Origin of the sequence: Pseudomonas sp. B21-059, assembly GCF_026016285.1 — a bacterium.
In the GTDB taxonomy this organism is placed as follows: domain Bacteria; phylum Pseudomonadota; class Gammaproteobacteria; order Pseudomonadales; family Pseudomonadaceae; genus Aquipseudomonas; species Aquipseudomonas danubii.
In genome coordinates this window covers 6,629,776-6,654,485 of record NZ_CP087201.1, presented here as the reverse complement: position 1 = coordinate 6,654,485, position 24,710 = coordinate 6,629,776, and the positions used below count along the sequence as shown (strand labels likewise).

Annotated in this window: 20 protein-coding genes; 8 read left to right on the top strand and 12 right to left on the bottom strand. The window is 64.1% G+C overall.

All coding sequences use genetic code 11. The annotated features are described in order from the left end of the window. The first annotated feature begins 110 nt into the window (after positions 1-110). The 5 genes from LOY69_RS29730 to LOY69_RS29710 all read left to right on the top strand — a co-directional run bounded on the left by LOY69_RS29730 (position 111) and on the right by LOY69_RS29710 (position 3,113). Entirely contained in the window at positions 111-635 is a 525-nt protein-coding gene (locus LOY69_RS29730) for a hypothetical protein (RefSeq protein ID WP_170001421.1), read from the top strand. Continuing rightward, complete coding sequence (locus LOY69_RS29725) at positions 623-994, top strand: hypothetical protein (RefSeq protein ID WP_265073939.1); 372 nt, start codon at positions 623-625, stop codon at positions 992-994. Before LOY69_RS29730 ends, LOY69_RS29725 begins: the two co-directional genes overlap by 13 nt. 130 nt (positions 995-1,124) lie before the next feature. Continuing rightward, positions 1,125-1,559, top strand: a complete 435-nt coding sequence (locus tag LOY69_RS29720; RefSeq protein WP_102862302.1) for a DcrB-related protein — start codon at positions 1,125-1,127, stop codon at positions 1,557-1,559. A gap of 22 nt (positions 1,560-1,581) precedes the next feature. Next, the gene (locus LOY69_RS29715; protein WP_110652893.1) at positions 1,582-2,841 is read left to right on the top strand and encodes a PAAR domain-containing protein; all 1,260 of its coding nucleotides are present in this window, start codon (positions 1,582-1,584) and stop codon (positions 2,839-2,841) included. Positions 2,842-2,849: 8 nt separating this feature from the next. After that, positions 2,850-3,113, top strand: a complete 264-nt coding sequence (locus LOY69_RS29710) for a hypothetical protein (RefSeq protein WP_265073938.1) — start codon at positions 2,850-2,852, stop codon at positions 3,111-3,113. 36 nt (positions 3,114-3,149) lie between these two features. Here the strand turns inward: LOY69_RS29710 and LOY69_RS29705 are convergent, their stop codons facing one another. The 12 genes from LOY69_RS29705 to tssA form a co-directional block, all read right to left on the bottom strand. Beyond that, the gene (locus LOY69_RS29705; protein WP_265073937.1) at positions 3,150-3,998 is read right to left on the bottom strand and encodes a hypothetical protein; all 849 of its coding nucleotides are present in this window, start codon (positions 3,996-3,998) and stop codon (positions 3,150-3,152) included. Further along, the gene (locus LOY69_RS29700; RefSeq protein ID WP_265073936.1) at positions 3,998-8,371 is read right to left on the bottom strand and encodes an RHS repeat-associated core domain-containing protein; all 4,374 of its coding nucleotides are present in this window, start codon (positions 8,369-8,371) and stop codon (positions 3,998-4,000) included. The genes LOY69_RS29705 and LOY69_RS29700 overlap by 1 nt, the downstream gene beginning before the upstream one ends. Before the next feature lie 15 nt (positions 8,372-8,386). Beyond that, the gene (locus tag LOY69_RS29695) at positions 8,387-8,818 is read right to left on the bottom strand and encodes a DcrB-related protein (RefSeq protein WP_123390081.1); all 432 of its coding nucleotides are present in this window, start codon (positions 8,816-8,818) and stop codon (positions 8,387-8,389) included. Between the two features lie 15 nt (positions 8,819-8,833). Further along, positions 8,834-10,777, bottom strand: coding sequence for a type VI secretion system tip protein VgrG (locus LOY69_RS29690; RefSeq protein WP_110652897.1), 1,944 nt, complete (start codon positions 10,775-10,777; stop codon positions 8,834-8,836). A 184-nt stretch (positions 10,778-10,961) separates the two neighbouring features. Beyond that, positions 10,962-13,637, bottom strand: coding sequence for a type VI secretion system ATPase TssH (tssH, locus tag LOY69_RS29685; protein WP_110652898.1), 2,676 nt, complete (start codon positions 13,635-13,637; stop codon positions 10,962-10,964). Then, complete coding sequence (gene tssG / locus LOY69_RS29680) at positions 13,630-14,682, bottom strand: type VI secretion system baseplate subunit TssG (protein ID WP_253084099.1); 1,053 nt, start codon at positions 14,680-14,682, stop codon at positions 13,630-13,632. The genes tssH and tssG overlap by 8 nt, the downstream gene beginning before the upstream one ends. Further along, the gene (tssF, locus tag LOY69_RS29675; protein WP_110594215.1) at positions 14,646-16,505 is read right to left on the bottom strand and encodes a type VI secretion system baseplate subunit TssF; all 1,860 of its coding nucleotides are present in this window, start codon (positions 16,503-16,505) and stop codon (positions 14,646-14,648) included. Before tssF ends, tssG begins: the two co-directional genes overlap by 37 nt. Beyond that, positions 16,502-17,017: a type VI secretion system baseplate subunit TssE gene (gene tssE, locus LOY69_RS29670; protein ID WP_102862292.1), complete on the bottom strand. Its 516-nt coding sequence runs from the start codon at positions 17,015-17,017 to the stop codon at positions 16,502-16,504. The genes tssF and tssE overlap by 4 nt, the downstream gene beginning before the upstream one ends. Before the next feature lie 171 nt (positions 17,018-17,188). Next, on the bottom strand, positions 17,189-17,677 hold the full coding sequence (locus LOY69_RS29665; RefSeq protein WP_011064257.1) for an Hcp family type VI secretion system effector: 489 nt from the start codon (positions 17,675-17,677) through the stop codon (positions 17,189-17,191). A 118-nt stretch (positions 17,678-17,795) separates the two neighbouring features. After that, positions 17,796-19,289, bottom strand: coding sequence for a type VI secretion system contractile sheath large subunit (gene tssC / locus LOY69_RS29660; protein ID WP_102862291.1), 1,494 nt, complete (start codon positions 19,287-19,289; stop codon positions 17,796-17,798). Between the two features lie 16 nt (positions 19,290-19,305). Further along, positions 19,306-19,821: a type VI secretion system contractile sheath small subunit gene (tssB, locus tag LOY69_RS29655; RefSeq protein WP_102881305.1), complete on the bottom strand. Its 516-nt coding sequence runs from the start codon at positions 19,819-19,821 to the stop codon at positions 19,306-19,308. A gap of 81 nt (positions 19,822-19,902) precedes the next feature. After that, the gene (gene tssA, locus LOY69_RS29650; protein WP_213664444.1) at positions 19,903-20,922 is read right to left on the bottom strand and encodes a type VI secretion system protein TssA; all 1,020 of its coding nucleotides are present in this window, start codon (positions 20,920-20,922) and stop codon (positions 19,903-19,905) included. A gap of 391 nt (positions 20,923-21,313) precedes the next feature. Between tssA and tagH the strand changes: the two genes are divergently transcribed. The 3 genes from tagH to tssK all read left to right on the top strand — a co-directional run bounded on the left by tagH (position 21,314) and on the right by tssK (position 24,704). Beyond that, positions 21,314-22,783: a type VI secretion system-associated FHA domain protein TagH gene (gene tagH / locus LOY69_RS29645; RefSeq protein WP_265073935.1), complete on the top strand. Its 1,470-nt coding sequence runs from the start codon at positions 21,314-21,316 to the stop codon at positions 22,781-22,783. Between the two features lie 64 nt (positions 22,784-22,847). Beyond that, positions 22,848-23,354, top strand: coding sequence for a type VI secretion system lipoprotein TssJ (gene tssJ, locus LOY69_RS29640; RefSeq protein ID WP_102881302.1), 507 nt, complete (start codon positions 22,848-22,850; stop codon positions 23,352-23,354). A 15-nt stretch (positions 23,355-23,369) separates the two neighbouring features. Then, positions 23,370-24,704 carry a type VI secretion system baseplate subunit TssK gene (gene tssK / locus LOY69_RS29635; RefSeq protein ID WP_102862287.1) on the top strand — a complete coding sequence of 445 codons (1,335 nt, stop codon included), beginning with the start codon at positions 23,370-23,372 and terminating at the stop codon, positions 24,702-24,704. Positions 24,705-24,710 lie beyond the last annotated feature (6 nt).

The window sequence follows — 24,710 nt, the reverse complement described above, 5'->3', positions numbered from 1 at the left end:
GCATCGGGTGCCTATTTTTTTTGCCCGCTGATTGCTTGCGGATCAGCTTGCGAAGCCGCAGTGGCGTGGCTAGGATGCGCGATTGTCCGACACGTGATCTAAGGCCAAGGATGACCCGTTCCACTGACAAACCCCCGGCATGGGTGGCCGCGTTGCGCTACCTGGGGCGCCCCGATATCGCCGCCATGCTACTGGCCTGCATCCTCTCCGTTGGCCTGTCATCGGCCTTTGCCGGCAGCGACTCGCGACTGGCCCAGATCGGCTATCGCGAGGCCCTCAACTGGTTCCACAGTCAGAAATACGACAGCGCCGGCGTCTGGCTCTGCGGCTATTCCCTGGCCCGCGAGGACTACAGCGTGGCGCCCAAGGCGCCGCGTTTGCTGGTGGAAGTGGATGAGCGCTTTCTCTACCTCAAGACCGGCGGGCAACTGGTGGAGCTCACCGGCGCCGCTCAGGGCCCCGAGCGCAGCGAGTACCAGAATGCCGGCGCCCATATCCGCGTCACCCTGAACATCCTCAAGCGCAACAACTTCAGCGAGTACCAGGAATCCCACGACCGCCAGGTGCTGGCAAAGATCGAGATGAACGATCAGATCCAAACCCTGACCCTCAAGGGGCAATCATGCGGTACTTGAACCGGGTGGGCCTGAGCCTGCTGCTCAGCGCTTGCACCCTGTCGGCCCTGGCCGATGAGGCCAACCCGGCTCAAGGCTGCTACGGCTACCTCACCGAAATGGTCAGGAGCAGTGATTTTCCCTACCGCGACTTCACCACCCCAGAGCGACTCAAGCTGCTGATCGACCGCGATGATGGCGATGAACTGAGCCTGCAGCTGTTCTACGAAACCTCCGGCAGCGGGATCATCGGCTGGGTTCGCTACGACGTGCCGCAGCAAGCGCTGTGGAATGTCAGCATCGATCCCGAGGAGCCCCAGGCCCTCAAGTTCGACCGGCGCTTTGCCCAGGCTTATGCCTCCTGTCTGGAAGCACGCTGAGCCTGATCCTGGTGCCTTTGCCGGGCTGGATTGGTTTGTTCAAAGTTGCCGACGGGTTCCTTGATTGTTGCCGGTCATTGCTTGAAAATCCGCCGCTGTCCGACCCCCCTCAGCATGGAACGCGAACCTCTTGTCCTCTTACCGCATTCAAGAAGCCGACCTCGACATCCCCGACGCCTGGCAGGACCAGAGCATCAATATCTTCAAGCTGCCGGCTGTGGGCGGCGCCCAGGAAGCCAGCTTCGTCATCAGCCGCGACCCGAGCCAGGGCGACGCCTCATTCGCCGATTACGTGGCCCGGCAACTGAGCGGTGCCGAGCAGCAACTGCCGGGCTTCACCCTGATCAAGCGCTGGGAGTTCGACATGCACGGCCACGCCTCGGTCCTGCTGGACTACAGCTGGAAACGCGAAGGTCGCGAGCTGATGCTGCGCCAGGTGTTCATCGAGCGTAAGCCGGCGGTGCTGATCACCACCCTGACCACCACGCCGCAAGACCTGGTGCACCACGAGCCGGCCTGGAAACAGGCCATGCAGAGCCTCAAGCCTCAGCCTTCGCGGGCCTGATCCCTTCGCTGAGTAGCGCACCATGGATATGTTGGCAGCAGCGCGCCTGGGGGATGAGATCGCCCACGGTTTTGGCGTGGCGGCGATGGTGGCGGGGGCCGTTGTCGGTGCCCTGATTGGCGCCGCGGTGGTGGCGGCGACCGTGGCCACCGGAGGGGTGGCGATCGCCATCATCGCCGGTTCGGTCGCGGCCGGTGGCCTGTCGATGTTCCAGATCGCCAAGGGCCTGAGCACGATTTTCAACCTGCCTGAACCCAGCACGGGGGTGCTGGTGGAGGGCAGCTTCAACGTCTACATCAACCTGCGCAATGCCATGCGCGCGGGGCAGGACCACTCATCCTCCTGCAGCGGCCTGCCCATGAACCACCCGATCTGGCCGTTCCCGGTACTGATCGCCGAGGGCAGCGCCAAGGTCACCATCAACGGCAAGCCGGCGGCGCGCCTGCAAAGCAAGATGGTCTGCGGCGCCCACATCAAGACCGGCAGCGAAAACACCTTCATTGGCGGGGCCACGGTGCAGGTTGCCTTTGTCCTGGATATCGAAGGCTGGATGCACACCGGGCTGGAAGCGCTGGGCCTTCTGGCCGCCGGCGGCGCCTTGGTGATGGCGGCCATGGCCGGCTTTGCCGCATTTGCCGGTTTCGTCGCCATTGGCGGGGCGATGATGGCGGGTATGGAGTTGCTGGGGCAGTTGGGGGAACGCCTGGGCCCGGGCTATCGCGACCTGCTCCAGGGCATGGCGGGCATGGCGCTGCTGGGCCTGGGGCCGAAGATGGCGAAGTCGATCGAGCCGCCCAAGTTCAAGCCGGGGTTCAGCGAGGCGGACATCCTCGGCATACCCAAGGGCTCGCGTCCGGACCCTTCCGAGTACCTGACCCCGCAATACATCTCCCGGCACCTGGCCCAGTTCGACAAGGGCGCCTCGCGCTTGATGCCCAAGGCCAACCTGGACAAATACGGCATCGGTCAGCGCGATGGTACTTCGTTCATAATGCCCCGGCACGAAGTTGACCAACTGCTGGCCAGGACCAAGGGCAATAACCGCGCGCTGGAAGAGGCCCTGGGCCTGCCGGAGAACTTTCTCGACTCCGGTGGCGAGCTGGTACGTATCGACCTGCCGGCGCCTCGGGACATGAACCTGCGCATTCCTTCGGGCAACGAGGCCGGTGCCAACGAGTTCTGGATTCCCGGGGGCAAGCTGCCCAAGGGCACCAGCGAGGCCGTGATCGACGCCGGTGGCGTCAAGACCAGTGACCTGGATTGGAAAATCCTCCCCTTCTAAGGACCGACATGAAATTCAACGATCTGTTTGTAAGCCGCGAAGAGATGTTCTCGATGGGCATCGAAGAAGTCTCCGGCCAGTACTACGTCTCCTTTCCGGTCAGCAACGGCATGGTCGATTACGAGGAGTACTACGCCATCGATCGCGCGACCTTCGAGCGGTTCGAACAGGACCTGCAGGCCGCGCTGGAATTCGTCACCCGCGCCAGAAAGCGCGAGCTGGATCAGTTGCTGATCATGAAGCCGGGCAAGAATCGCGGCACGGCGATCTGACCCGGCTGGCGTCGAGGCAGATGCCCAGGCATCCGCTCACTGGCCGAACGCGGCATTGAGTTCTTTGAGGCTATGGCTGTAGTGCTTTTTCTTCGGATGAAAGTAGACCTCTTTCAGGCTCTTGGAGGTCAGCAGCGGGCTCATGTCGCCGTCTTTCAGATCCCAGAATTGCAGTGAACTCAGGCGCTCCATTGCCGGGGCGAACGACACCGAGTCGAGCTCGGAAATGAACACGTCCTCAAGGGTGTTGTTTTGCGCCAGGAACCCGTAGTCCCGTAGCTGGCTGCATTTTTCGATGTGCAGGGCTTTCAGGCTCTTGAGCGCGTTGATGGTGCTGATATCGAGCATCTTCGGGCTGTGCTGGATTTGAATCGACGCCAGCTTGTCCAGCCGCTCGATGCCGGCCAGCCGCTCGATGCCGCCGCCGCTGATGCGCAGTTCCTCCAGGGCGGTGAGCTTCGAGAGAAACTCGCAATCCTGATTCTTCACCGCTACCAGCAGCAGGTGCTTGAGCCGTGGCAGCTCCAGGGGTTCCAGCGCCTCGTCGGCGCCGGTGATGTACAGCGTCTGAAGGCTGGGCAGTTGCGAGAAGTCGATACGCCCCTGCAGGTAGGGGATCGACAGCAACGTCAGCTGCGGCAACGAGTACAGCGGGCTCAAATCCACCTGCTTCAGGTCGATGTCATCCGACAGATCCAGCGATTTCACGCTGCTGTGCCCACTCAGCGCACTCAAGTCCAGCGGCGCACCCTTGGCCGCTTTGGCAGAGCCCATGACCCGCAGGTTGGCGTAGCCCTTCTTGCTGGCGTATTCGATACCTGCGGCGAACTGTTGGACCGGTATTTCCAGTGCGTCTATGTCTTCGTTGTAGCTGAAATTCTTCATTACTTACCCCCACATGATCCGGATTTCTTGAACTTGTTGTCCAACTTCGTGACCAGCCTGTTCACTTTGCGCTGGGTCTTGGCATCCGCAGCTTCGTAATACTTTTTGCCCGGCGAGTTGAGATTCGGGCTGTTGGCGAACTTCGCCGAGTTGCGCGCGTTGTACTTCTGCATCAGACGATGTTCCACCATGAAGCCCATCTTGCTGTCGCCGAAGTCCAAATGGGCAAACTGCGTAGCATTGGCTTTGCCCTTGATGCGGGCGAGCATCGAGCTGTTCATGCGGGTCACCGGTCCCTTGCCGATGTAAGAGATCTTGCCATTGGTGAAGATGTAGGTGCCTGTCCAGCCCAGCGGATCAAAATACGTCAGCGGGTTGGGGCCGTAGGTGTAGAGGTTCAGGCCGCCTTCGAGCCCGATGGGGTCGGGGCTGATGTAGCGGCCGATGTCCGGGTCGTAGAAACGGAACGTGTTGTAGTACAGCCCAGTCTCGCGGTCATGGTACTGACCTTGAAAACGCAGGTTCTGTTCCTCGAGGTAATAGGGCTCGCGCTCTTCCTCGGCAATGTTCCCCCAGACCCGGTAACGGGCCTGCCAGACGCTGTGCCCATCGGCTTCCGTCAGTTGTAGCGGCAGGCCATTGAGGTCGTTGTGATAGTGCCGGACCTTCTGCAGGGCGCCCTTGCCATCGATCCGGGCCAGCACCTCGAAGCCATCGTCGACATACAGATAGAGGCTGGTGGTGCTGTTGCGCTGCTCTTGCAGCAAGCGCAGGCCATCCCAGGCGAAGCGGGTTTCGCCCAGCAGATAGCCCTGAGCGTCATGTTCGGTTTTCTGGATGCGGCGACCCAAGGGGTCGTAGCTCATCCTTACCCTTGTTTCCCGCTGACCGGCCTGATTGCACACCTCTATCAGCCGATGTTCCGCGTCGTAGCTGAAGTGCTGGATCAGGTGGCTGGCGCTGCGTTTCTCGATCAGCCGGCCAAAGCCGTCATAACGGAAGTGCTTGTCCTGAAACACGCGCTGCTGGTTGTGCAGCACCGGTCCGGACGCGGCCGATTGGCCATCCAGCAGGTTGGCGGCAGCGTCGTAGGCAAAGGTTTCGGTCTGGCCCAGGAGGTTGTCCTGGCTGGCGATGATGCGTTCGCTCGCATCGTAGTGATACAGCTGGTGTTGCCCGCCGCGTGGGCGCTGTTCGAGCCGGCCGATGAGATTGTCGGCAGGGTCATACTCAAAGTGCTTGCGCACCGGCGCCGGCAGCGCCGCGGGCTGCCGGGTCGGACGTTGCAGGCGCGAGCGCAAGCGTCCGGCGCGATCATATTCGCTGAGGGTCGTGAGCTGGCCCTGGGTCCGCAGCACTTCGCGGTGCAGGCGATCGCGTTCGAAGTCGCTGACCACCTGGCCGTCCACATTGATCTGGTGCAGGTGACCGCTACCGTAGTACAGGCGGTTGATCCAGCGCCCATCAGGCAACTGGCTCTGGCACAGGTTGCCCAGCTCGTCGTAGTGATGCTGCAAACATCCGTCCGCGCTCTGCTCTTCCAGCAGTTGGCCGAGGGCGTCATAGGCGAAGGACAGGGTTTGCGACTGCTGGTTCTGGCCGGTAAAGACCACCCGTGTCAGTTGATCCAACGGATCATGCTGATACTCGGTCAAGCCGTCGGCGGTGACCTTGGCGAGAATCCGGCCCACCGCATCGCGTTCCAGGCGATGGACGATACTCGGCGGTTGCGCACTGCCCGAGGGGGCGGCCAGGTACTCCACGCCAACCACGTTATCCAGCACGTCATAGTGGTACTGCTGCACGCTGCCATTGAGGTCCTGTTGCCGGATCAGGCGATCCCCGGCATCCCAGGCAAACCGGTAGCTTTCAGCGTTTTCGTTTTGCAGCGCCTGAAGGCGGCCGTAGGCGTCATGACTGAACTGCACCCGGCGCCCATGGGCATCGATGCGAACCTGAAGCTGGCCCTGTCGATCGTACTGATAGTGGGTGGCGTGCCCGGCCGGATCGATGTAACCGGTCAGCTGGCCGCTGTGGTCACGCAGGAACTGCTCGACGCGGCCGTCCGCGAGCTGGTTGCGCAGCAGGCGCCCACGGGCGTCGTGCTGGAAGACCGTCTGTTCGCCCATGGCATCGGTGATGGCCTGCAGGTAGCCGCGGCGGTCGTAGCTGAAGTGGGTCGGGTAGCCGGAGCAATCGGTGAATCGCAGCAACTGCCCCAGGTCGTTCCACTGCAGACGCTTGGTCTTTGCGCTGGCATCGGTGATCTCGACCATCCGCCCCTGGCTGTCATAGCGATAGTGGGTGGCATGGCCCAGAGGATCGGTTTCACGGATGCAATTGCCCCGTGGATCGTAGTCGTAGGTCCAGCTGTTGCCGGCGGCGTCGGTTTCGATCCGCGGCAGCGACCAATGCTCCAGCCACAGGGTCGACTCGCGTCTGCCCAGGGGATCAAGGGTCTCGCTGAGGTTGCCGGCTTCGTCGTAGCTGAGCTGGAATTGCCCGCCCTGTGGGTCCGTTGCACCCAGTAACTGACGTTCGTCATTCCACTGGAACTGCCAGGTCTGCCCCAGGTTGTCGGTGTACCCGGTGATTTGATGCTGTTGGTCCCAGTGCCGGATGCTCTGGCGTTGCAGGCCGTCCTCTATCCGGGTGATGCCCGCCTGCAAGTCATAGTCAAAGCGGTATTCCTCGCCGCTGTCGGTCCAGTGCCGGACCACGCGCCATTCGATGTCGTCGATCTGCGCCCACTGATAGAAGCAGCGCAGTCCGCTCGGCAGCTGGTGTTCCACCATGCGCCCATCCTCGTAGGCAAAGCGCCGCTGTACGTGCTGGCTGGCGTCCTGTACCTGAGCCAGATCGCCATGGGCGTCATAAGCGTAAAGGGCGAGGATTTCCCGCTGCTGGTCCGGGTACAGGCGCTCTATCTGTTGGACCCGGCGGGGCCATTGCGCGCTGTAGATCAGTTCGACCTGAACCAGGTCGAAGGTGTCGCGCAGGCGGATCAACAACCCGGCTGGGTCATAGTCGAGGTAAATGCGGTTGTCGTTGCGGTCGCCGAACTGGCTCAGGCGCAGCCGCGAGCCTTGCACGGGATCGGGTTCAAACAGACGGTACAAGCCGTTGTTGCTCTCGATCAGCAACTGACCGTTGCCGTTGCGCCTGACACTCAGCCCTTCGCCTGGGCTGAAGGCGGCGGCGCCCAGGGGGATCGAGCCCATATCGATGCGCCGGCCCTGCTCATCGAGGTACACCAGATGTTCGCCGCCCTCGGGGTGAGGTTCGATCAACACGCTGATTTCGTACGGCACGCTCCAACCGTTACCGAACAGCCCGTCGCGCCGCTGATCGAGGCTGTTGTAGAAGCGCTGCCAGTCGATGGGCAAGAGGCCCGGCAAGACAAAGTCCATGTCCGCGACGCCGCCCAGGACCTTGGCCCCGGTCGCCGCATGCACCGGGTTCGGCGAGCCCACCGCGGCATTGGTCAGGGCGCCCATGGCCTGGCTGACCACAAACGAATTGACCCCCGCCAGCAACATGCAGGGCAGGTTGGCCTTGAAGTTGCCCTTGCCGCCCTTGAGCATCATCAGCACGGTAATCGCCAGGCCTATCCCCGGGGTCTTGCCGCTGCGGATCTCGCGCACCACCACCGAGCCGCCGCCGATGGACACGTTGGACGACACCATGCCCGCCGAGACCACCTTGGCATCGCAGGTGCTGCGATCGCCGCTACGCACCGCTGGCTGGCCGTTGATGGAGACCTTTTCCGAGCCTTCGGCCAGAAACTGCGGCGGCATCGGCGGATGCTTGGTGCAGGTCACCAGGTCCAGCGGCTTGGGTTCTGCACCGGGTGCGGGGGTGGCGACGGTCGGGCGCCACATCTGCGAAAAGAACCCTTTGGCCATGTCCAGGAAGCCGGGCTCCGCCTCTGACGGCCCCGGTGACTCGCTGGTGGGTTCCGGGCTTTGCGGGGTGCCCGAGGGCGGGGCAGGGGGCGGCGCCGTACCGGCGGCCCGTGCAGCCGGAATGTTATTGGTCAGGGTATCGGTGGAGCCGCTGAGGATGGTGGCCTGCACGGAGGGCGGAAACAGCGCGTTGCCTATCCAGTCGCACATTTTCGTCAGGCCTTTGTCGGCCCCGGTCTTGCTCATCGCCAGCCCGACGATCACCCCCACTACGGCGCCCAGCAGGCAGGCTCCGAGCCCGCCTGTGGCCACGGTGATGCCGGTCGCGGCCACCACGGCGGCGGTGGCCAGGGCGGTAATCGCGATGTTGGCGGCGACCTCCAGCACACCGCTGAGGATGTCCGCCATCATCGAGCTGTGTTCGAGCCCGTCACCCAGGCGTGCGGCCCACAGAAGTGCGTCAGACATGCCGCTGGCTCATCATCAAGGCGTGTTGAAGTTCAGGGATTGCTTGATGCTGGCCCAGTGCGCGGCGTCGCTATCGTTCAGCGGTTGTGCCTTGACGTAGCTGAGGGCAAGCATCTTGCGTGTACCGGGCAGAACCAGCGCCAGTTGGTACTGGAAGACCTGCTCGGTGCCCTTGTTGAACTGGCTGCGCAGCTCCAGAGCGTCGACCTCCTGGGCGCTGCCCACGCGAATCGCCACGCCGGGCTGGTAGCGCAGCTCCTGAACCTGTTGTTCGAGTTTCTTGAGCTGGCTGTCGAAGCTGCTCTGCAGGGTTTCACCCTCGGCCAGCTGGCTGCGGCTGACGATCAGCGAGGTGCCCAGCTCCGGGAACTTGAGGATGTTGATCGATGCGTCCAGCAGCTCGCTGGGCGGCAAGGCGAACTGAAATTCATTGATGCGATAAGTCATGGCGCTGGGCTCTGGTTAGGGGGTGCCCTGGGGCTTGGGAAACATGGCGTCGACGCTGGCATCGATGCTGCCTTTGACGCCCTGGCCTTCAGGGGTCGCGCCGGCGCTGCCGCCGTTGTTCAGGTGCAGCACGCCGCCGGTATTGAATTCGGCATCGCCCGAGGCATAGAAGCTGATCTGCTTGCCGCTGAGGTTGATCTGGCCGCTGGCGTTCAACTCCAGCACGCTTTCGCCGCAGACCAGGCGCAGGTTCTCGCCCACTTCGATGATGTAGCTCTGGCTGATGCTGTCGGTCTTTTTGCCACCGACCACCAGCACGTCGAGCTCCTTCACCGCGCGCAGGCGGGCAGAGCCGATGGTCACGGTCTCGTCGCGGCCAATGCTCTTGACCCGGTCATTGCCCACCGAGTGGCTTTCGTTGACCTCGACCACGATGTCCTGGTTGCGCTCGGCGTGGATGTACAGCTGTTCGGCACCCTTTTTGTCTTCCATGCGGATTTCGTTGAAGTTGGCCGGGCTGCCGCCCTTGCTCGAACGACTCTTCATCCCGCTCTGGGTGGCGTTGGCCGGCAGGTCGTAGGGCACGGTCTGCTCGGCGTTGTACACCCGGCCGGTGATGATCGGGCGGTCGGGGTCGCCTTCGAGGAAGCTGACGATCACCTCCTGGCCGATGCGCGGGATCTGCATCGAGCCCCAGTTCTTGCCGGCCCAGGCCTGGGACACGCGAATCCAGCACGAGCTGTTCTCGTTGGACTGGTCGTGGCGGTCCCAATGGAAGTGCACCTTGACCCGGCCATATTGGTCGGTCCAGATCTCTTCCCCGGCCGGGCCCACTACCCGCGCGGTCTGCGGGCCTTGGACGATGGGTCGCTGGGTCTTGGCCAGGGGGCGGAAGCTCTGCTGGGCGTCGATGCAGGTCAGGTGGCTTTCGAACTGTGCCGAGCCGCCGCTGCCGCCGGTCTCCAGGCTCTCCTGGACCACGTAGTAGTGGATGCCGACGATCAGGTATTCGCGGTTCTGGTCCTGGCGGCTGAAGCCGGTGAGGTTGAACAGGTTGCCCACCCCCAGGCCACGGGCATTGCCGCTCAGTTCGATGCGCTCGTGCAGGCTTTGCAGGGCTTCGATGCGGGTCTGCGCGTAGTGCTCGCCGTCGCTGCTCTGCACGTAGGTGCCGGGGTAATCGTAAAGCGGGTAGTCGCCGGCGCTGTGGGGGCGCGGCATGGCCGAGCGCACGTCGATCCGTGCGCTGGGGCGCTGGAAGTCGTAGTCGTTGAGCTCAAGGGAGCCGGGCTGGACTTCCTGGGCCAGGTGCCAGTCGAAGATGTGGTCGCGCTCGCGCTGTTGCTCGTCCCGGGGGTAGTAGGGCACCGAGGCGTAGCCGGGCACGCTGCTGTGGGCACCGTAGGCGTCAGCCAGCACCAGCACGTGGCGGTCCTTCTCGTGGCGGAAGAAGTAGTAGATGCCTTCCTGTTCCATCAGCCGGCTGACGAAGTCGAAGCTGGTCTCGCGGTACTGCACGCAGTATTCCCATTCCCGATAGGGACGGCTCAGGGCGTCTTCGAAATCGGAAAAGCCCAGGTCGCGAAACACCTGCTTGATGATCTGCGGGATGCTCAGGTTCTGGAAAATCCGGCAGTCGGAGGTGCGGCTGAGCAGCCACAGCCAGGGGCGCAGGGTCACCTGGTAGCTGGCGAACTGGCCGCTGTCGACGTTCTGGCTGCAGCGGGCCACGATGCCGTGGAAATAGCGCTGGCTGCCGTCGTCCAACTGCACGCTCAGGCCCATGGGTTTGCCCAGCAACTGGTTGAGGTCGATGTTGGCGTCGCTGGAAGTCAGCTGCAGCTGGTAATCGAACAAGCGCCCCAGCTCTTCGCCGCCGCCCATGCTGTTGAGCAGCAGGACGTCCGGTCCCAGTGGGCAATTGACCTGTGCCAGTCGTGTGGATTGCTGAAATAGCATCGTCAGTCTCGTTGAATGCGTGGTGTGCCTGAACACGGCGTCCGGCGCGCTCCCTGTAGCCGCTGCCGAAGGCTGCGACAAGGCCCGAAGGGCCTTCTCTGGCCCTCAAGCGCGCGACCGCTGCGGCGGAGTGCCGACCAGCTCGTTCGCAGCCTGTGCGGCAGCGGCTACAGGGAACCCGGGGTCAGGCCGGCTCGCTGAAGTCGTAGTGCAATTCGTTGTCCCGCTGGCGAATGCGCACCCCGGCCAGCGCGCGGCCTTCGAGCATGCGGGTGAGGAACTCGCGGCTCATGTCCGGCAGCAGGCTGTTGGTCAGGATGGCGTCGATCATGCGGCCACCACTCTCGGTCTCGGTGCAACGGGAAACGATCAGGTCGATGACCTCGTCGTCGAAATCGAAATCCACCTTGTGGGTGCTTTCCACGCGCTTCTTGATCCGTCCCAGTTGCAGGCGGGTGATCGCCTTGAGCATGTCGTCGCTCAGTGGGTAGTAGGGGATGGTCACCAGGCGCCCCAGCAGCGCCGGCGGGAAGATCTCCAGCAATGGCTGGCGCAGGGCCTTGGCGATCTCTTCCGGCTCGGGCAGGGTCTGCGGGTTCTTGCAGACGTTGGCGATCAGCTCGGTGCCGGCGTTGGTGGTGAGCAGGATCAGGGTGTTCTTGAAGTCGATCATGCGGCCTTCGCCGTCTTCCATGACGCCCTTGTCGAACACCTGGAAGAAGATCTCGTGCACGTCCGGGTGAGCCTTTTCCACTTCGTCCAGCAGCACCACGCTGTACGGCTTGCGCCGCACCGCTTCGGTGAGCACGCCGCCTTCGCCGTAGCCGACGTAGCCCGGCGGGGCACCCTTGAGGGTGGACACGGTGTGGGCTTCCTGGAACTCGCTCATGTTGATGGTGATGACGTTCTGCTCACCGCCGTACATGGCTTCGGCCAGGGCCAGGGCGGTTTCGGTCTTGCCCACCCCGGAGGTGCCCGCCAGCATGAATACGCCAATCGGCTTGTTGGGGTTGTCGAGGCCGGCGCGGGAGGTCTGGATGCGCTTGGCGATCATCTGCAGGGCGTGGTCCTGGCCGATGATGCGTTTCTTCAGGTGCTGGTCGAGGTTGAGCACGGTTTCCAGTTCGTTGCGGGCCATGCGGCCCACGGGAATCCCGGTCCAGTCGGCGACCACCGAGGCCACCGCCTGGTAATCCACGGTCGGCAGGATCAACGGGGTTTCGCCTTGCAGGGCCGTCAGGCGCTGTTGCAGGTCCAGCAGCTTTTCCCGCAGGCCGTGGCTTGCGTCGCCAACGTCGCTGTCCACCAGGCCGACGTTTTCCCGCAGTTGGGCGCGGGTCGCCAGCAGTTCGTCCACCAGGGTCTTCTCTTGCGTCCAGCGGCTTTCCAGCTCGGCCAGGCGCTCGCGCTCGGCGGCCAGGAGGTTTTCGCTGTTGACCTGGCGGTTGCCGATGGCCACGCCGATCGCCTGTTCCCGGGCGATGATCTGCAGCTCGGTTTCCAGGGCCTCGATGCGCCGGCGGCTATCGTCCACCTCGGCCGGCACGGCGTGCAGGCTGATGGCGACGCGGGCACACGCGGTGTCCAGCAGGCTGACGGATTTGTCCGGCAACTGGCGCGCTGGGATGTAGCGATGGGACAGCTTGACCGAGGCTTCCAGGGCCTCGTCGAGGATCTGCACCTGATGGTGCTGCTCCATGGTCGAGGCCACGCCGCGCATCATCAGCAGCGCCTTGTCTTCCGACGGCTCGGCCACTTGCACCACCTGGAAGCGCCGGGTCAGGGCCGGGTCTTTCTCGATGTGCTTCTTGTACTCGGCCCAGGTGGTGGCGGCCACGGTACGCAGGGTGCCGCGGGCCAGGGCCGGTTTCAGCAGGTTGGCCGCATCGCCGGTGCCGGCGGCGCCACCGGCGCCCACCAGGGTGTGGGCTTCGTCGATGAACAGGATGATCGGCTTGGGCGAGGCCTGGACGTCTTCGATGACCTGGCGCAGGCGCTGTTCGAACTCGCCCTTCATGCTGGCACCGGCCTGCAGCAGGCCGACATCCAGGCTGCGCAGTTCGACGTCCTTGAGCGCCGGCGGCACGTCGCCGGCGACGATGCGCAGGGCGAAACCTTCCACCACCGCGGTCTTGCCGACCCCGGCTTCGCCGGTGAGGATCGGGTTGTTCTGGCGGCGGCGCATGAGGATGTCCACCAGTTGGCGAATCTCTTCGTCACGGCCGACGATGGGGTCGAGCTTGCCGCTACGGGCCTGCTCGGTGAGGTCGACGGTGAAGCGCTTGAGGGCTTCCTGCTTGCCCAGGGCGCTGGGGGCCATGGCGCCGCTGGCTTCGCCCGGCACCGCGCCGGCAGTGAAACCGTCGCTGGCGCTCAGGGCGTTTTCCGGCGAGTCGCCGATGTACTCGTCAAAGCGCTCGCACAGGGCCTCGATCTTGATCTTGTCGAACTCCCGGGACAGCCCCAGCAGCGCGTGGCGCAGGCTTGGCGTCTTGAGGATGCCGATCACCAGGTAGCCGGTGCGCACCTGGCTTTCGCCGAACATCAGGCTGCCGTAGACCCAGCCACGTTCCACCGCTTCCTCGACGTGGGACGACAGGTCGGTGATCGAAGTCGAGCCCCGGGGCAGGCGATCCAGGGCTTCGGTCAGGTCCTTGGCCAGGCGCGCCGGCTCCAGGTTGAACTGGCGGATGATGCGGTGCAGGTCCGAGTCCGCAAGTTGCAGCAACTGGTGCAGCCAGTGGGCCAGTTCCACATAGGGATTGCCCCGCAATTTGCAGAAGACCGTGGCGGCTTCGATGGCTTTGTAGGCAACGCTGTTGAGTTTGCCGAACAGCGCCGCGCGACTGATTTCACCCATGCTCTGTGCTCCTTGGTGTACGTGAGGTAGTGGCCAGGTCGGCGTAGTGCCGGGCCAGTATTAGATCCTTGGCATCACTGCCGGGTTGACCGAGCCAGGTGTTGAAACCCAGGCGCTGGCGGCCGTTGAGTTGCAGCTTGGGTACTTCGTCCTTGAGCAGGACCAGGTTCAGGTCCCAGTCCAGCTCGAAGCCCAGGTATTCGGCGACCCAGGCCACCAGTTCCTTGAACGGCTGGCCGTCGGGCAGCATCCCCTGGTAGTCCTCTAGCTTCAGCGGACCCAGGCGAATGCGGAATTTGTGCTGGCGGTCCCAGACGTGGCTGCCCAGGCAGAAGTCCACCCCCAGCTGATGGGACTGCACCCCGACCCGGCTGCGCTCCGGCAGCTCCAGCCACTGGCCGACGTATTCCTCGATCGCCACCGGCAGGCCGAAGTACTCGCCGATGATGGCGCGCAGGCCGTCCGGGTAGCGGGTTTGGGCCGCCAGGTGGCCGCTGTAGTGCAGCTTGGCGGTGTCGGGAATCAGCCCCTGCTTGAGCAGGCTGGGCATGCCCCGGCCACTCAGGGCCGCCAGCCGCGCGGACCAGTAGTCGTCGTCCGGGCGGTCGTGGCTCACCGTCGGCCGGGCTTCGGCCCAGGCCCGGTAGAACAGGCTCAGCAGGCGATGGTGGAACACATCGAGAAAGCGCTTGCTGGTGCTGTCGGCGTTGTTGCGCTGGCGTTCGCGCACGTACTCGGTGATGTGCAGCGGCAGGGGGCCGTTGGGGCCGCCCAGGCCGAAGAAGAACTGCTCCAGGCGCGTGGCCGCGCCGTCGCTGCCCGGGGTGACCGAAGCCAGGGTCGAGGGGGCGAAGGTGCAATCGGCCTGCTGGCCCAGGCGCAGCGGATCGTCCGCCAGGCGCAGGGAGTGACCGAAGCGCGGCAGTTGCGGCGACAGGCATTCGATACGCCGCAGGGCCTGGAAGAAGTCGTACTCCCAGGGCTCGGCGTGCATCGCCGTCAGCGTATTCAAAGAGTCGGACGACGTCCGGGCTTGGCTTTCCATCGCATGATCTCGCCGCGTTCGGTGGTACGGATCACCGTCTCGGTAAAACTGTTGATCGACACGTAACGTGCCAGGAAGCGCTCGAAGACCGCGCCGAGCAGGAACACCCCGGTGCCGCGAAACGCGTTTTCATCGAATTGCAGGGTGATCTCCAGGCCCCGGCCGAAGACGATCGGCCCAGGCATCGGCAGGCGCCGTGTCACCGCCTTGCTGCTGACGTCCCGCAGGCCCTCGATCTGCAATTGCAGGGCCGCGTCGTTGCTGTCGCCATACAGCCGTAACAGCTCGCGCAGGGCCGCTGCGCCCTGGCCCTGTTCGCTCAGGGACAGGTAGTTCAGCGACAGCTGGCTGATCAGGCGCCAGGCCTTGCCGTCATGGGCGTGGCTGGGGCGTGGTCGGCTGGGGCCGGCCAGGCAGCGGATGGCCTGCACCGGGGCGCTGTCGGCCAGGGTGAAGTCGGTCTTGGCGTTGCCGGTGTTCATGAACAGCGGCAGGTCGCGGTTGGTGCACAGGGCGCTAACCCCGAGCTGGCGCAAGTCATGGCGGTAGGGCGCCTGCTGGCTGTCCACCAGGCTGACGAAGGACTCACTGCCGATGTAAGTGGAGCGCGGGCCGTTGCGGCGCTGGTCGCTGGACAGCACCCGGGGTTCGCGGCGGACGATGTAGTAAGCCTGGTCGCGGCCGTAGCGGGACGGGTCACGCACCGCGTAGAACGGCAGGAATGGCTGCTCCGGCCCGGTGCCGTGGCCACTGATGGCGGTCAGCGAGTGCACTTCGAAATCCATGGGTCGGGTGCGGTCGGCGATCACATGGTGTTCGTTGACCCGGTCGGACAGGTGGATGCGGTCCAGGCGCTTGGGAAACAAGTTGATCGCCGGGGTGCAGAAGGGCACGAACTGGGCGGTGCCGACGCTGCCTTCCAGGCTCTGGTCGAAGCGCTCGAAGAGTACGATCAGCTCCAGCTCCTGGCCGGCGCAGCGTTGTACCGCACGGCCCAGCTGGGCGAACTCGACGAACAGGAAGCGGTTGGGCAGGGCGAAGTATTCCTGCAGCAGGCGATAGCCCTGGAAGGCCTGGGGCACCACTGGCAGGGCCGCGTCGCGGTCGTCGAAGCCACGGGAGCGCAGGGCGTCCAGTGGCAGGCGCTCGACCCAGTCGCTGCCCGGAGCCCGGGCGAACACCGCACAGGCGTTGCCCAGCAACTGTTCGTAGAGGCGGAACGGCAGCTCGTCGTTGCCGTTCAGGTACAGCGGCAACTGCTCCAGGGCCAGGCTGTTGAACGGCAGTTCGGCACCGGTGCGCAGGGTCAGGCGCAGCCCGGCCTTGGCCTTGGGCTCGTTGGCGGCCAGGCGTCCGAGCACCGCTGCCGGGTTGCCGAAGTATTCGGCCTGGCTGACTTGCAGCGGCCACAGCGTCACCGCGTGAGCGGTGCGGTACTCGCAGCAGGTCTGGGTGTCGCGGCTCAGGGCGGCCCGCAGGCTGGTGTCGCGCTCCAGGGTGAAGCCGCTGCTCAGGGAGCCTTCATCGGGATCGGCCTGCAACTGCACCACGGTCATCGACGGGGTCGGCGCCAGGTAGTGCGGGTAGGCGATCTCCAGCAGGTTGTGGGTGAAGGTCGGGTACTCGGCATCGAGCTTCAACTGCACCCGGGCCGTCAGATAGGCGAAGCCTTCCAGCAGGCGCTCGACATAAGGGTCGGCGCAGTCCATGCCCGACAGGGTCAGGCGGCTGGCGATCTTCGGGTATTCCTTGGCGAACTCCGCGGCGCTTTCGCGCACGTGGTGCAGTTCCTGGTTGTACAGCTCCAACAGGCGCGGATTCATGAGCGCCTCCGGGAGTCGGCTTGCACCACCCGGACATGCCCGGATTCCAGGTCCATGTCGGTTTGCAGCAGCAGGCGCAGGGGCATCGGCTGGGCCCACAGATCGCCCTCGATCTCGAAGCTCAGGGCGTTGTGGTTCATCTCGCCGGGCGCGGTGCGCGCGCGAACCCGCAAGGTGCTGCGCAGGATGCGTGGTTCAAAGGTGGCGATGGCCTGGTGGATCAGGCTTTCCAGGGCCGGAATATCGATGCTCGACGCGCTGTACCCGGCCAGGGCCGGCAAGCCGTAGTTGACCACCGACGTACCGGCGGGGGTGTGCAGGGTGGCATCGGCTTCCAGCAGGGAAGTGGTGTTGAGCAGCCATGCCAGGTCGCGCAGTACCGAGGCCTTGAGCTGGCTCAGGGACAGCACGCGCTTGTCCGGGCTTTCTTTCAGGTTGCCGGGCTCATCGTCGGTCAGACGATCCAGCAAAGAGGGTTGCAAGCGATCGCGGGCGGCGATGTCGGTTACCAAAGGGTTCGCTCCAGGATCGGATTGCGCAGGCATGACGTCACGAAAAGGGGCACAGGCGCACACCCCTGTAGCCGCTGCCGCAGGCTGCGAACGAGGACAACGTCCTCGCAACCCGGGCCATGCATGCAGCATGGCCCGGATCTTTCGCCGCCGCGGCGCGACCGCAGCGGATCAGCGCTTGGTGTTCGAGCGGATGTTCCAGCCGTACTTGATCGGGCCGCCGTCCTTGGTGCCGTCGGCTTTCTGCGGCTGGTACTCGACCATCACCTGAGCGAAGTTCAGGGTGATGTTTTCGGTCAGGCGGTCATCGCTGCCCGAGCCGCCGGTGCTCAGGGACGTGATCAGCACTTCTTCCAGGTCGATGATCATGTACTCGACCTGGCTTTCGCCGCCGGCCTTGCGCACGGTCAGGCGCACCTTGTCGATGTGCTTGCCGCTGGAGCAATGCATCATCAGGTTCGGCGAGGCCTTGTCGACGTACTTGGTCAGCGACAGGTCCTGGATGTTCACCTTGCCCGCACCGCCGCCGCCACCCACGTGCATGTTGCCGGACTGGGACATGCCCCAGCTCCAGTTCAGCACGTCGATTTCGTCTTTGTGGGCTTTGTCCATGGACTCGCCCTTGATGTCACCGATCTTGATGAAAATATCAACAGCCATGTTTTCTCCCTGTGTGGCACTTGCCACGATGTTGATTCAGCGTCTGGCGCCGCTGCGCGAGGCCCTGGGGGCCTTGCGCGGCTTGTGGCGGCGGCGACAGATTTGAGTCGGTTATGGGTCAGGCGCCCTTGGCGGACGGCAGTTTGGATACCAGGCGCAACGACACGGTCAGCCCTTCGAGCTGGTAGTGCGGGCGCAGGAAGAACTTCGAGTTGTAGTAGCCCGGGTTGCCTTCGACTTCCTCGACCACCACTTCCGCCGCGGCCAGTGGGTGCTGGGCCTTGGTGGTTTCGGTGGAGTGCGCCGGATCACCGTCGACGTAGTTGAGGATCCAGTCCTGCAACCAGCGCTGCATCTCGTCCTTCTCTTTGAAGGAGCCGATCTTGTCGCGCACGATGCACTTCAGGTAATGGGCGAAGCGGCAGGTGGCGAACAGGTACGGCAGGCGCGCGGCCAGGTTGGCGTTGGCGGTGGCGTCCGGGTCGTCGTACTCGGCGGGCTTCTGCAGCGACTGGGCGCCGATGAAGGCGGCGAAGTCGGTGTTCTTCTTGTGCAGCAGCGGCATGAAGCCGTTCTTCGCCAGTTCCGCTTCACGGCGGTCGGAGATGGCGATCTCGGTCGGGCACTTCATGTCCACGCCACCGTCGTCGGTGGGGAAGGTGTGGGCCGGGAGGTTTTCCACCTCGCCACCCGATTCCACGCCGCGAATCCGCGAGCACCAGCCGAAATGCTTGAACGAGCGGTTGATGTTCACCGCCATGGCGTAGGCGGCGTTGGCCCAGGTGTACTTGGAACTGTCGGCGCCGTCGGTGTTTTCTTCGAAGGCGAAGGCTTCCACCGGGTCGGTCTTGGCGCCGTACGGCAGGCGCGCCAGGAAGCGCGGCATGGTCAGGCCGATGTAGCGCGAGTCTTCCGACTCACGCAGCGAACGCCAGCCGGCGTATTCCGGGGTGGTGAAGATCTTGGTCAGATCGCGCGGGTTGGACAGTTCCTGCCACGAACCCATGCCCATCACGGTCGGCGAAGCCGCGGCGATGAACGGGGAGTGCATGGCGGCGCAGACTTTCGACAGCTCGCCCAAGAGCTCGACATCCGGTGGCGACTGGTCGAAGTAGTAGTCGCCCACCAGGCAGCCGTAAGGCTCGCCGCCGAACTGGCCGTATTCCTCTTCGTACATCTTCTTGAACAGCGGGCTCTGGTCCCAGGCCGTGCCCTTGAATTTCTTCAGGGTCTTGTGCAGCTCCGGCTTGGAGATGTTGAGCACGCGGATCTTCAGCTGCTCATCGCTCTCGGTGTTGTTGACCAGGTAGTGCAGGCCACGCCAGGCGCTTTCCAGTTTCTGGAATTCCGGGTGATGGATCACCTGGTTGACCTGGGCGGTGAGTTTGGCGTCGATGGCGGCGATGATCGATTCGATCGACTTGATGGCGTCGTTGGACACCAGGTCGGTCTGTGCCAGGGCCTGTTCGGCCAGGGTCCGCACGGCGGTTTCCACGGCTTCGCGAGCGCGCTCGGTCTTGGGTTTGAATTCCTGCAGCAGCAGCGAAGCGAATTCGCTGGCCTGCTCGGTGGCGCCGGGTTGGGCCTGATTGTCACGCATCAATTCGGTCATGATCGTTGGTCCTGATTTACGCGTTCGGCTCGGAGTCCACAGGTTTTGGCGCACTCGCCAGGGCCTGGAGCAACGCCGGATCCTTGATGGCTTTCATGATGATTTCTTCAGCGCCGGTCTTGCCGTCCATGTAGGTCAGCAGGTTGGCCAGTTGGGTACGGGCCTCCAGCAGCTGGTTCAGGGAGTCGACCTTGCGCGCCACCGCGGCGGGGCTGAAGTCGTCCATGCTCTCGAAGGTGATGTCCAGGCTCAGGTTGCCTTCGCCGGTCAGTTCGTTGGGCACGTGGAACGCGACCCGTGGCTGCATGGCCTTGAGGCGCGAGTCGAAGTTGTCGACGTCGATTTCCAGGAACTTGCGATCGGCCACCGCCGCCAGGGGCTCGACGGGCTTGCCGGCCAGGTCAGCCATCACGCCCATGACGAAGGGCAGCTGGACCTTTTTCTCGGCGCCGTAGAGTTCGACGTCGTACTCGATCTGCACCCGGGGCGCGCGGTTGCGCGCGATGAACTTTTGAGAACTTTGCTTCGCCACGTTGTGCTCCTGGTCGCTGTTGCGACGGTGTTGGCGTCGGTCGGTGATTGCCGCTGACGATGCTGTTCGGCCGTACCGGGGTTAGTCGGATTCGGGGCCGCGCAGGTTTTCAAATTGGGACATGCCATCGGGGATCAGATTGCGCACGATGGCCGCGAAATCGGCGTTGACCAGATTCTTGGCTCGGTTGAGCAGCACCGGCAGCGGGCTCGAAGGCTCGTGACGGCTGTAGTAGGCCAGCAGCCGGTCGAGGCTGCGCAGCACGTCCTCACGGCTGTTGATCTCGCCGGAAATCCGCGTTGCGGCTGGCGCCACGGGCGCGTTGCCGGCCTCGTTCGCGGGGGCTTCGGCGGGCTCATCGGTCGGGCTTTCACTGGTTTGCGGGGCGTGCTGGCCCAGCACCTGCAGCGCCAGGCGTAGGGGCTGCTTGAGGGCGCTGAGGTCAACGCCGCTGGCGGAACCCACTTGTTCGCTGACTTGCTTTTCGATGGATTCGGCCGCCGAGCGAGCGCTGCTCAAGGCGTGGCGAATGGCTTCCAGGTGCTCTGGGTCGCTGTCTTGCAGGGCCCCGGCCAAGTGATCGGAACCCAGGCTTTCGCCCGAGAAGTGCTGCAGGCCGGCGGCGTTCAGCGCCGCGCGCACGCTCACCGGGCCGAAGGTCCGGGAACGGGTGAGGATGGCTTCGCGCAACAGGCCGATAGTGGAGTCTGCTGCCAGGCCGGCCAGGGCATTGATCCGCACCGTGGGATCGTTGTCGTCGTCGGCGTCCAGGCGCGGGTGCAGCTCGGCCCAGTAATCACGGAGCAAACCGTTGATCAGGTCGAGGCTGGTGGCCAGGCCCGGCAGGCCTTCAAGGGCCAGGGTACTTTGCAGGAGGAAATGGGTGATGCGCAGGTCTTTGCTGCGGGCCAGCAAGTCCAGGCTCTGTTGCTGGACGCTGCGCCAGTCCGGCGGCTCGGCCGGCAGGATCGAGTCGCCCATGCTGCGCTCGGGCTGGCCTTGTGCGGCCCGCTCCAAGTGCAAGAATTCCGCGTCATATTCCAGGTCTTCGCCACAAGGCGAAGTTGCTGAAATAGCGGCGAGCAACATCGGTACATCCACCTGGTTCGATCTCCCTATCAGCCTGCAGGACAGTCAGGCAATTAATGCACTAGTTGTTTGTGAACTCGCGCACATTTCTTGGTTAACATGGACTCATTGATACTAGTGAGCCATCATCCGTGTTCAAGAAGTTGTACATTTTTGGTGTAGTAGTTGTGGCTTGTCAAGGTAAGCTATTCGCCCCGCATGACAGTGTTATGTCGACTTATTAGTTCCTTGACCGGCGAGTCAGATTGGGGCGGGACGAAAGGCTTTTGTCATCTGTGTAGTTTAAGTTGAGCGATCATGCTGTGAACGGTGCTGTTTAAAGGATTTTTTGCGGGTTTTTCATTTTTTACGGAACTTTTTCCCCGCCGCCGGTTCGCACGCGGAAGTACAGCAAGGAGGCGCAATGTCGCTGTGTTTGACTATCACTAGTTATCACAAGATTACCCCTGGCCAATGCCCTGAGAAACTAATGGATCAGGGAATGATGGCAATTGGCCGTAGTTCCGATAATGACTGGGTACTTCCTGATCCCGAGCGCTTAGTTTCAGCGCGACATTGTGTCATCCAATACAAGGATGGCCGTTATTATTTGACCGATAACAGTACTAATGGTGTGGAGTTAGTCCGTGCCGGTATTCGTATGCGCCGGGGTAGCAGTGAGCCATTGGAAGATGGCGAGGTTATTCGCATTGGCGATTATGAAATCAGTGCGCGGATCGATTTCAGTCTCAATCGTGCTCAGGTTGAGGCCTTTTCCGGGGACAGCTCCAACAGTTTCGAAGCGCTGATGGGGCGCCACTCGTCGCCTCCCACGCCGATCGAGCCGATTGCCATGGCGCCGGTGGCGCATTTTCAGGGGGCTTCGGCCCAGGACACTTTTCCTGACCTGTTCGATTTCCTGACTCCGAGCGCCACGCCTCCGGCCACTCAGCCCGATCATGTGCCCGCCGAGCAGCACGATTTTCGCCCGCCGACCCCCACGACCGTGCCTCAGCCCGTAGCTGCGTCTCAGCCGGCTGCGCCCCAGGGCGCGGCGGTGATTCCGGAGGACTGGGACCTGTTCGGCGAAACACCGGCCCGACCGGCTCCGGTGGCGAGCGCAGCGCCAGTGGCAGCGCCGCCTGTTGCCCCGGACCCCTTTGCCAGCGTCGCTGAGTTCAGTGCAGTACCACCGCAGCCGCAGCCGCAGCCGATCGAGGTCGCAGCCGTGGTGCCCGTTGCCCCTGTCGCCCCTGCGGCTCCCGTTGCGCCAGCGCCAGCGCCAGCGGTCGAGCCGGGGCCACAAACCGACCTGTTGCAAGCCTTCCTGCGGGGCGCCGGGCTGGACCAGCTGCGCATCGACCCGCAGCAGGCCCAGGCGCAGATGGAAAGCCTGGGGCGCAGCTACCGCTTGATGGTGGAAGGCCTGATCGATGTGTTGCGTGCCCGCAGCAGCCTCAAGGGCGAGTTCCGCATGCAGCAGACCATGATCCGCCCGGTGGAAAACAACCCGCTGAAGTTTGCCCCTAACGTGGACGAAGCCATGCTCCTGCTGCTGCGCCACAGCAACCAGGCGTTCATGGCCCCGGACCAGGCGGTGCAGGAAAGCTTCGACGATTTGCGGGCTCACCAGCTGGCCGTCATGGCCGGCGTGGAAGCCGCGATCAAGCACCTGCTGGGGCGCTTCGAACCCACTGAGCTGGAAGCCCGCATGGCCCGCCCCGGTGGCCTGGGCAACCTGTTCAGCGGTTCGCGGCAGGCGCAGAACTGGCAGCAGTTCACGGCGCTCTACAAGCAGATTTCCCAAGAGGCCCAGGACGATTTCCAGGACCTTTTCGGTCGTGAATTCAGTCGCGCCTACGAAGAGCATACCCACCGGCTGCGCCGTTCCTGAGCGCGCCTGGAACCCCCCGAACACACGGATACACGGACAGCTGACACGTCATTGAGGACGCAGGATGATTCAACGATTGCTGACATTGGTCGCCATGCTGGTACTGGCGGCCTGTGCCAAGGACGCACCAACGCCCGCCGAGCCGGCCAAGGAAGAACCTGGCGCCACCACCGTGGAGCTGCGTTTCCAGGCCGTGGCCGGGCTCAACCCGGGCCCTGACGGCCTGAGCACGCCGGTGCGGGTGCGGATCTTCGAACTCAAGAACCCGGCCACCTTCATGCGCGCCGACTACTTCGCCCTGGCGGAGCGGGCCCCGGCCACCCTGGGCCCGGACCTCATCGACCAGGATGAAGTGCTGGTCAAGCCCGGCGACCAGTTCACCCTCAAGCGCACCCTGGACCCGGCCACCCGTCAGGTCGGCCTGTTGGTGGGCTATCGCGAAGTGGACCAGGCCCTGTGGCGAGTCGGGGTCAACACGGCGCAGCGCCTGAACAATCAGTATCAGATCGTCCTCGATGTCCGCGCGATCAGCGCCGAGCTCGTGGCCCCCCCATCCAGCCCTGCCCAATAGGCAATCGGAGCAACCATGTCCTGGAACAATCGCGTGGTCTGGTCGGAAGGCATGTTCATTGGAACCCAGCACTTCCAGCAGCATGACCGTTACCTGGAAAACCTCATCGATGCCCGCAGCCGTCCGCTGTCGGCAGGGGCCTGGGGATTCTCCGAGCTGCGTATCGATCAGGGCCTGCTGGCCCAGGGCAAGCTGGCCATTGTCAGCGCCCGCGGCCTGTTGCCCGACGGCACACCGTTCAACATTCCCCATGACGACCTGGCGCCGAGCCCGCTGAGCATCGACGACAGCCTGCGCGATGGCCTGGTTTACCTGGCGCTGCCGCTCAAGCGCGCCGGCGCCCGGGATACCGTGGACGAAGGCGAGGAGCTGGGCGCTGCCCGTTACCTGAGCCAGGTGCGCGAGGTGCGGGACGACAACGCCCCCTTTGAAAACCGTGCGCCGGTGGCGGTGGGCTCCCGAGCCTTGCGCCTGCTGACCGCGGCGGACGGCCTCAGCGACTACGCCGCCATCGGTGTGGTGCGGGTCAAGGAAAAGCGCGCCGACCGCGCCCTGGTGCTGGATGACAGCTACATCCCGCCGCTGCTGGATGTGGCCGCGTCCAAGCCCTTGAGCGCCTTTCGCAGCGAGCTGCTGGGCCTGCTGCACCAGCGGGGCGAAGCCCTGGCCGGACGGGTGGTGGCTTCGGGGGCCGGAGGCGCTTCGGAAATCGCCGACTTCATGCTGCTGCAACTGGTCAACCGCGCCCAGCCGCTGGTCAGCCACCTGAACCAGATCAGCCCGCTGCACCCCGAGCGCTTGTACAGCGAACTGGTGAGCCTGGCCGGCGAATTCTCGACCTTCTCCAACAGCGCTCGACGCCCCGCTGAGTACCCGCAGTACCAGCACGATGAGCTGGCCCTGAGCTTTGCCCCGGTGATGCAGGCCCTGCGCGAGGCCCTGTCGATGCTGATCGACAGCAAGGCGACGCCGATCCCGATTGTCGAGAAAGCCTACGGCGTGCACGTGGCCATGCTGGCGGACCGCACCTTGCTGGAGAGCGCCAGCTTCATCCTGGTGGTGCGCGCCGACGTGCCCGGCGAGACCCTGCGCGGGCGTTTTGCCCAGCAGAGCAAAGTGGGCTCGGTGGAGCACATCCGCGATCTGGTCAACCTGCAGTTGCCGGGCATCGGCCTGTTGCCGCTGCCGGTGGCGCCACGGCAGTTGCCGTATCACGCCGGCTCCACCTACTACGAGCTCGACCGTGGCAGCGAGCACTGGAAGCAGCTGGTTCATTCCGGCGGCTTCGCGTTCCACGTCGCCGGGGAATTCCCGGGCTTGAACCTGGCCTTCTGGGCCATTCGAGGATAAGTCGCG

Excerpts from the sequence above, each read along its gene's own strand:
- LOY69_RS29700 (WP_265073936.1), bottom strand. The coding sequence starts at position 8,371 with ATGTCTGACGCACTTCTGTGGGCCGCACGCCTGGGTGACGGGCTCGAA.
- LOY69_RS29690 (WP_110652897.1), bottom strand. The coding sequence starts at position 10,777 with ATGCTATTTCAGCAATCCACACGACTGGCACAGGTCAATTGCCCACTG.
- tagH (WP_265073935.1), top strand. The coding sequence starts at position 21,314 with ATGTCGCTGTGTTTGACTATCACTAGTTATCACAAGATTACCCCTGGC.
- LOY69_RS29705 (WP_265073937.1), bottom strand. The coding sequence starts at position 3,998 with ATGAAGAATTTCAGCTACAACGAAGACATAGACGCACTGGAAATACCG.
- tssC (WP_102862291.1), bottom strand. The coding sequence starts at position 19,289 with ATGACCGAATTGATGCGTGACAATCAGGCCCAACCCGGCGCCACCGAG.
- LOY69_RS29710 (WP_265073938.1), top strand. The coding sequence starts at position 2,850 with ATGAAATTCAACGATCTGTTTGTAAGCCGCGAAGAGATGTTCTCGATG.
- tssG (WP_253084099.1), bottom strand. The coding sequence starts at position 14,682 with ATGGAAAGCCAAGCCCGGACGTCGTCCGACTCTTTGAATACGCTGACG.
- LOY69_RS29665 (WP_011064257.1), bottom strand. The coding sequence starts at position 17,677 with ATGGCTGTTGATATTTTCATCAAGATCGGTGACATCAAGGGCGAGTCC.
- LOY69_RS29725 (WP_265073939.1), top strand. The coding sequence starts at position 623 with ATGCGGTACTTGAACCGGGTGGGCCTGAGCCTGCTGCTCAGCGCTTGC.
- LOY69_RS29730 (WP_170001421.1), top strand. The coding sequence starts at position 111 with ATGACCCGTTCCACTGACAAACCCCCGGCATGGGTGGCCGCGTTGCGC.
- LOY69_RS29695 (WP_123390081.1), bottom strand. The coding sequence starts at position 8,818 with ATGACTTATCGCATCAATGAATTTCAGTTCGCCTTGCCGCCCAGCGAG.
- tssK (WP_102862287.1), top strand. The coding sequence starts at position 23,370 with ATGTCCTGGAACAATCGCGTGGTCTGGTCGGAAGGCATGTTCATTGGA.
- LOY69_RS29715 (WP_110652893.1), top strand. The coding sequence starts at position 1,582 with ATGGATATGTTGGCAGCAGCGCGCCTGGGGGATGAGATCGCCCACGGT.
- tssH (WP_110652898.1), bottom strand. The coding sequence starts at position 13,637 with ATGGGTGAAATCAGTCGCGCGGCGCTGTTCGGCAAACTCAACAGCGTT.
- tssJ (WP_102881302.1), top strand. The coding sequence starts at position 22,848 with ATGATTCAACGATTGCTGACATTGGTCGCCATGCTGGTACTGGCGGCC.
- tssF (WP_110594215.1), bottom strand. The coding sequence starts at position 16,505 with ATGAATCCGCGCCTGTTGGAGCTGTACAACCAGGAACTGCACCACGTG.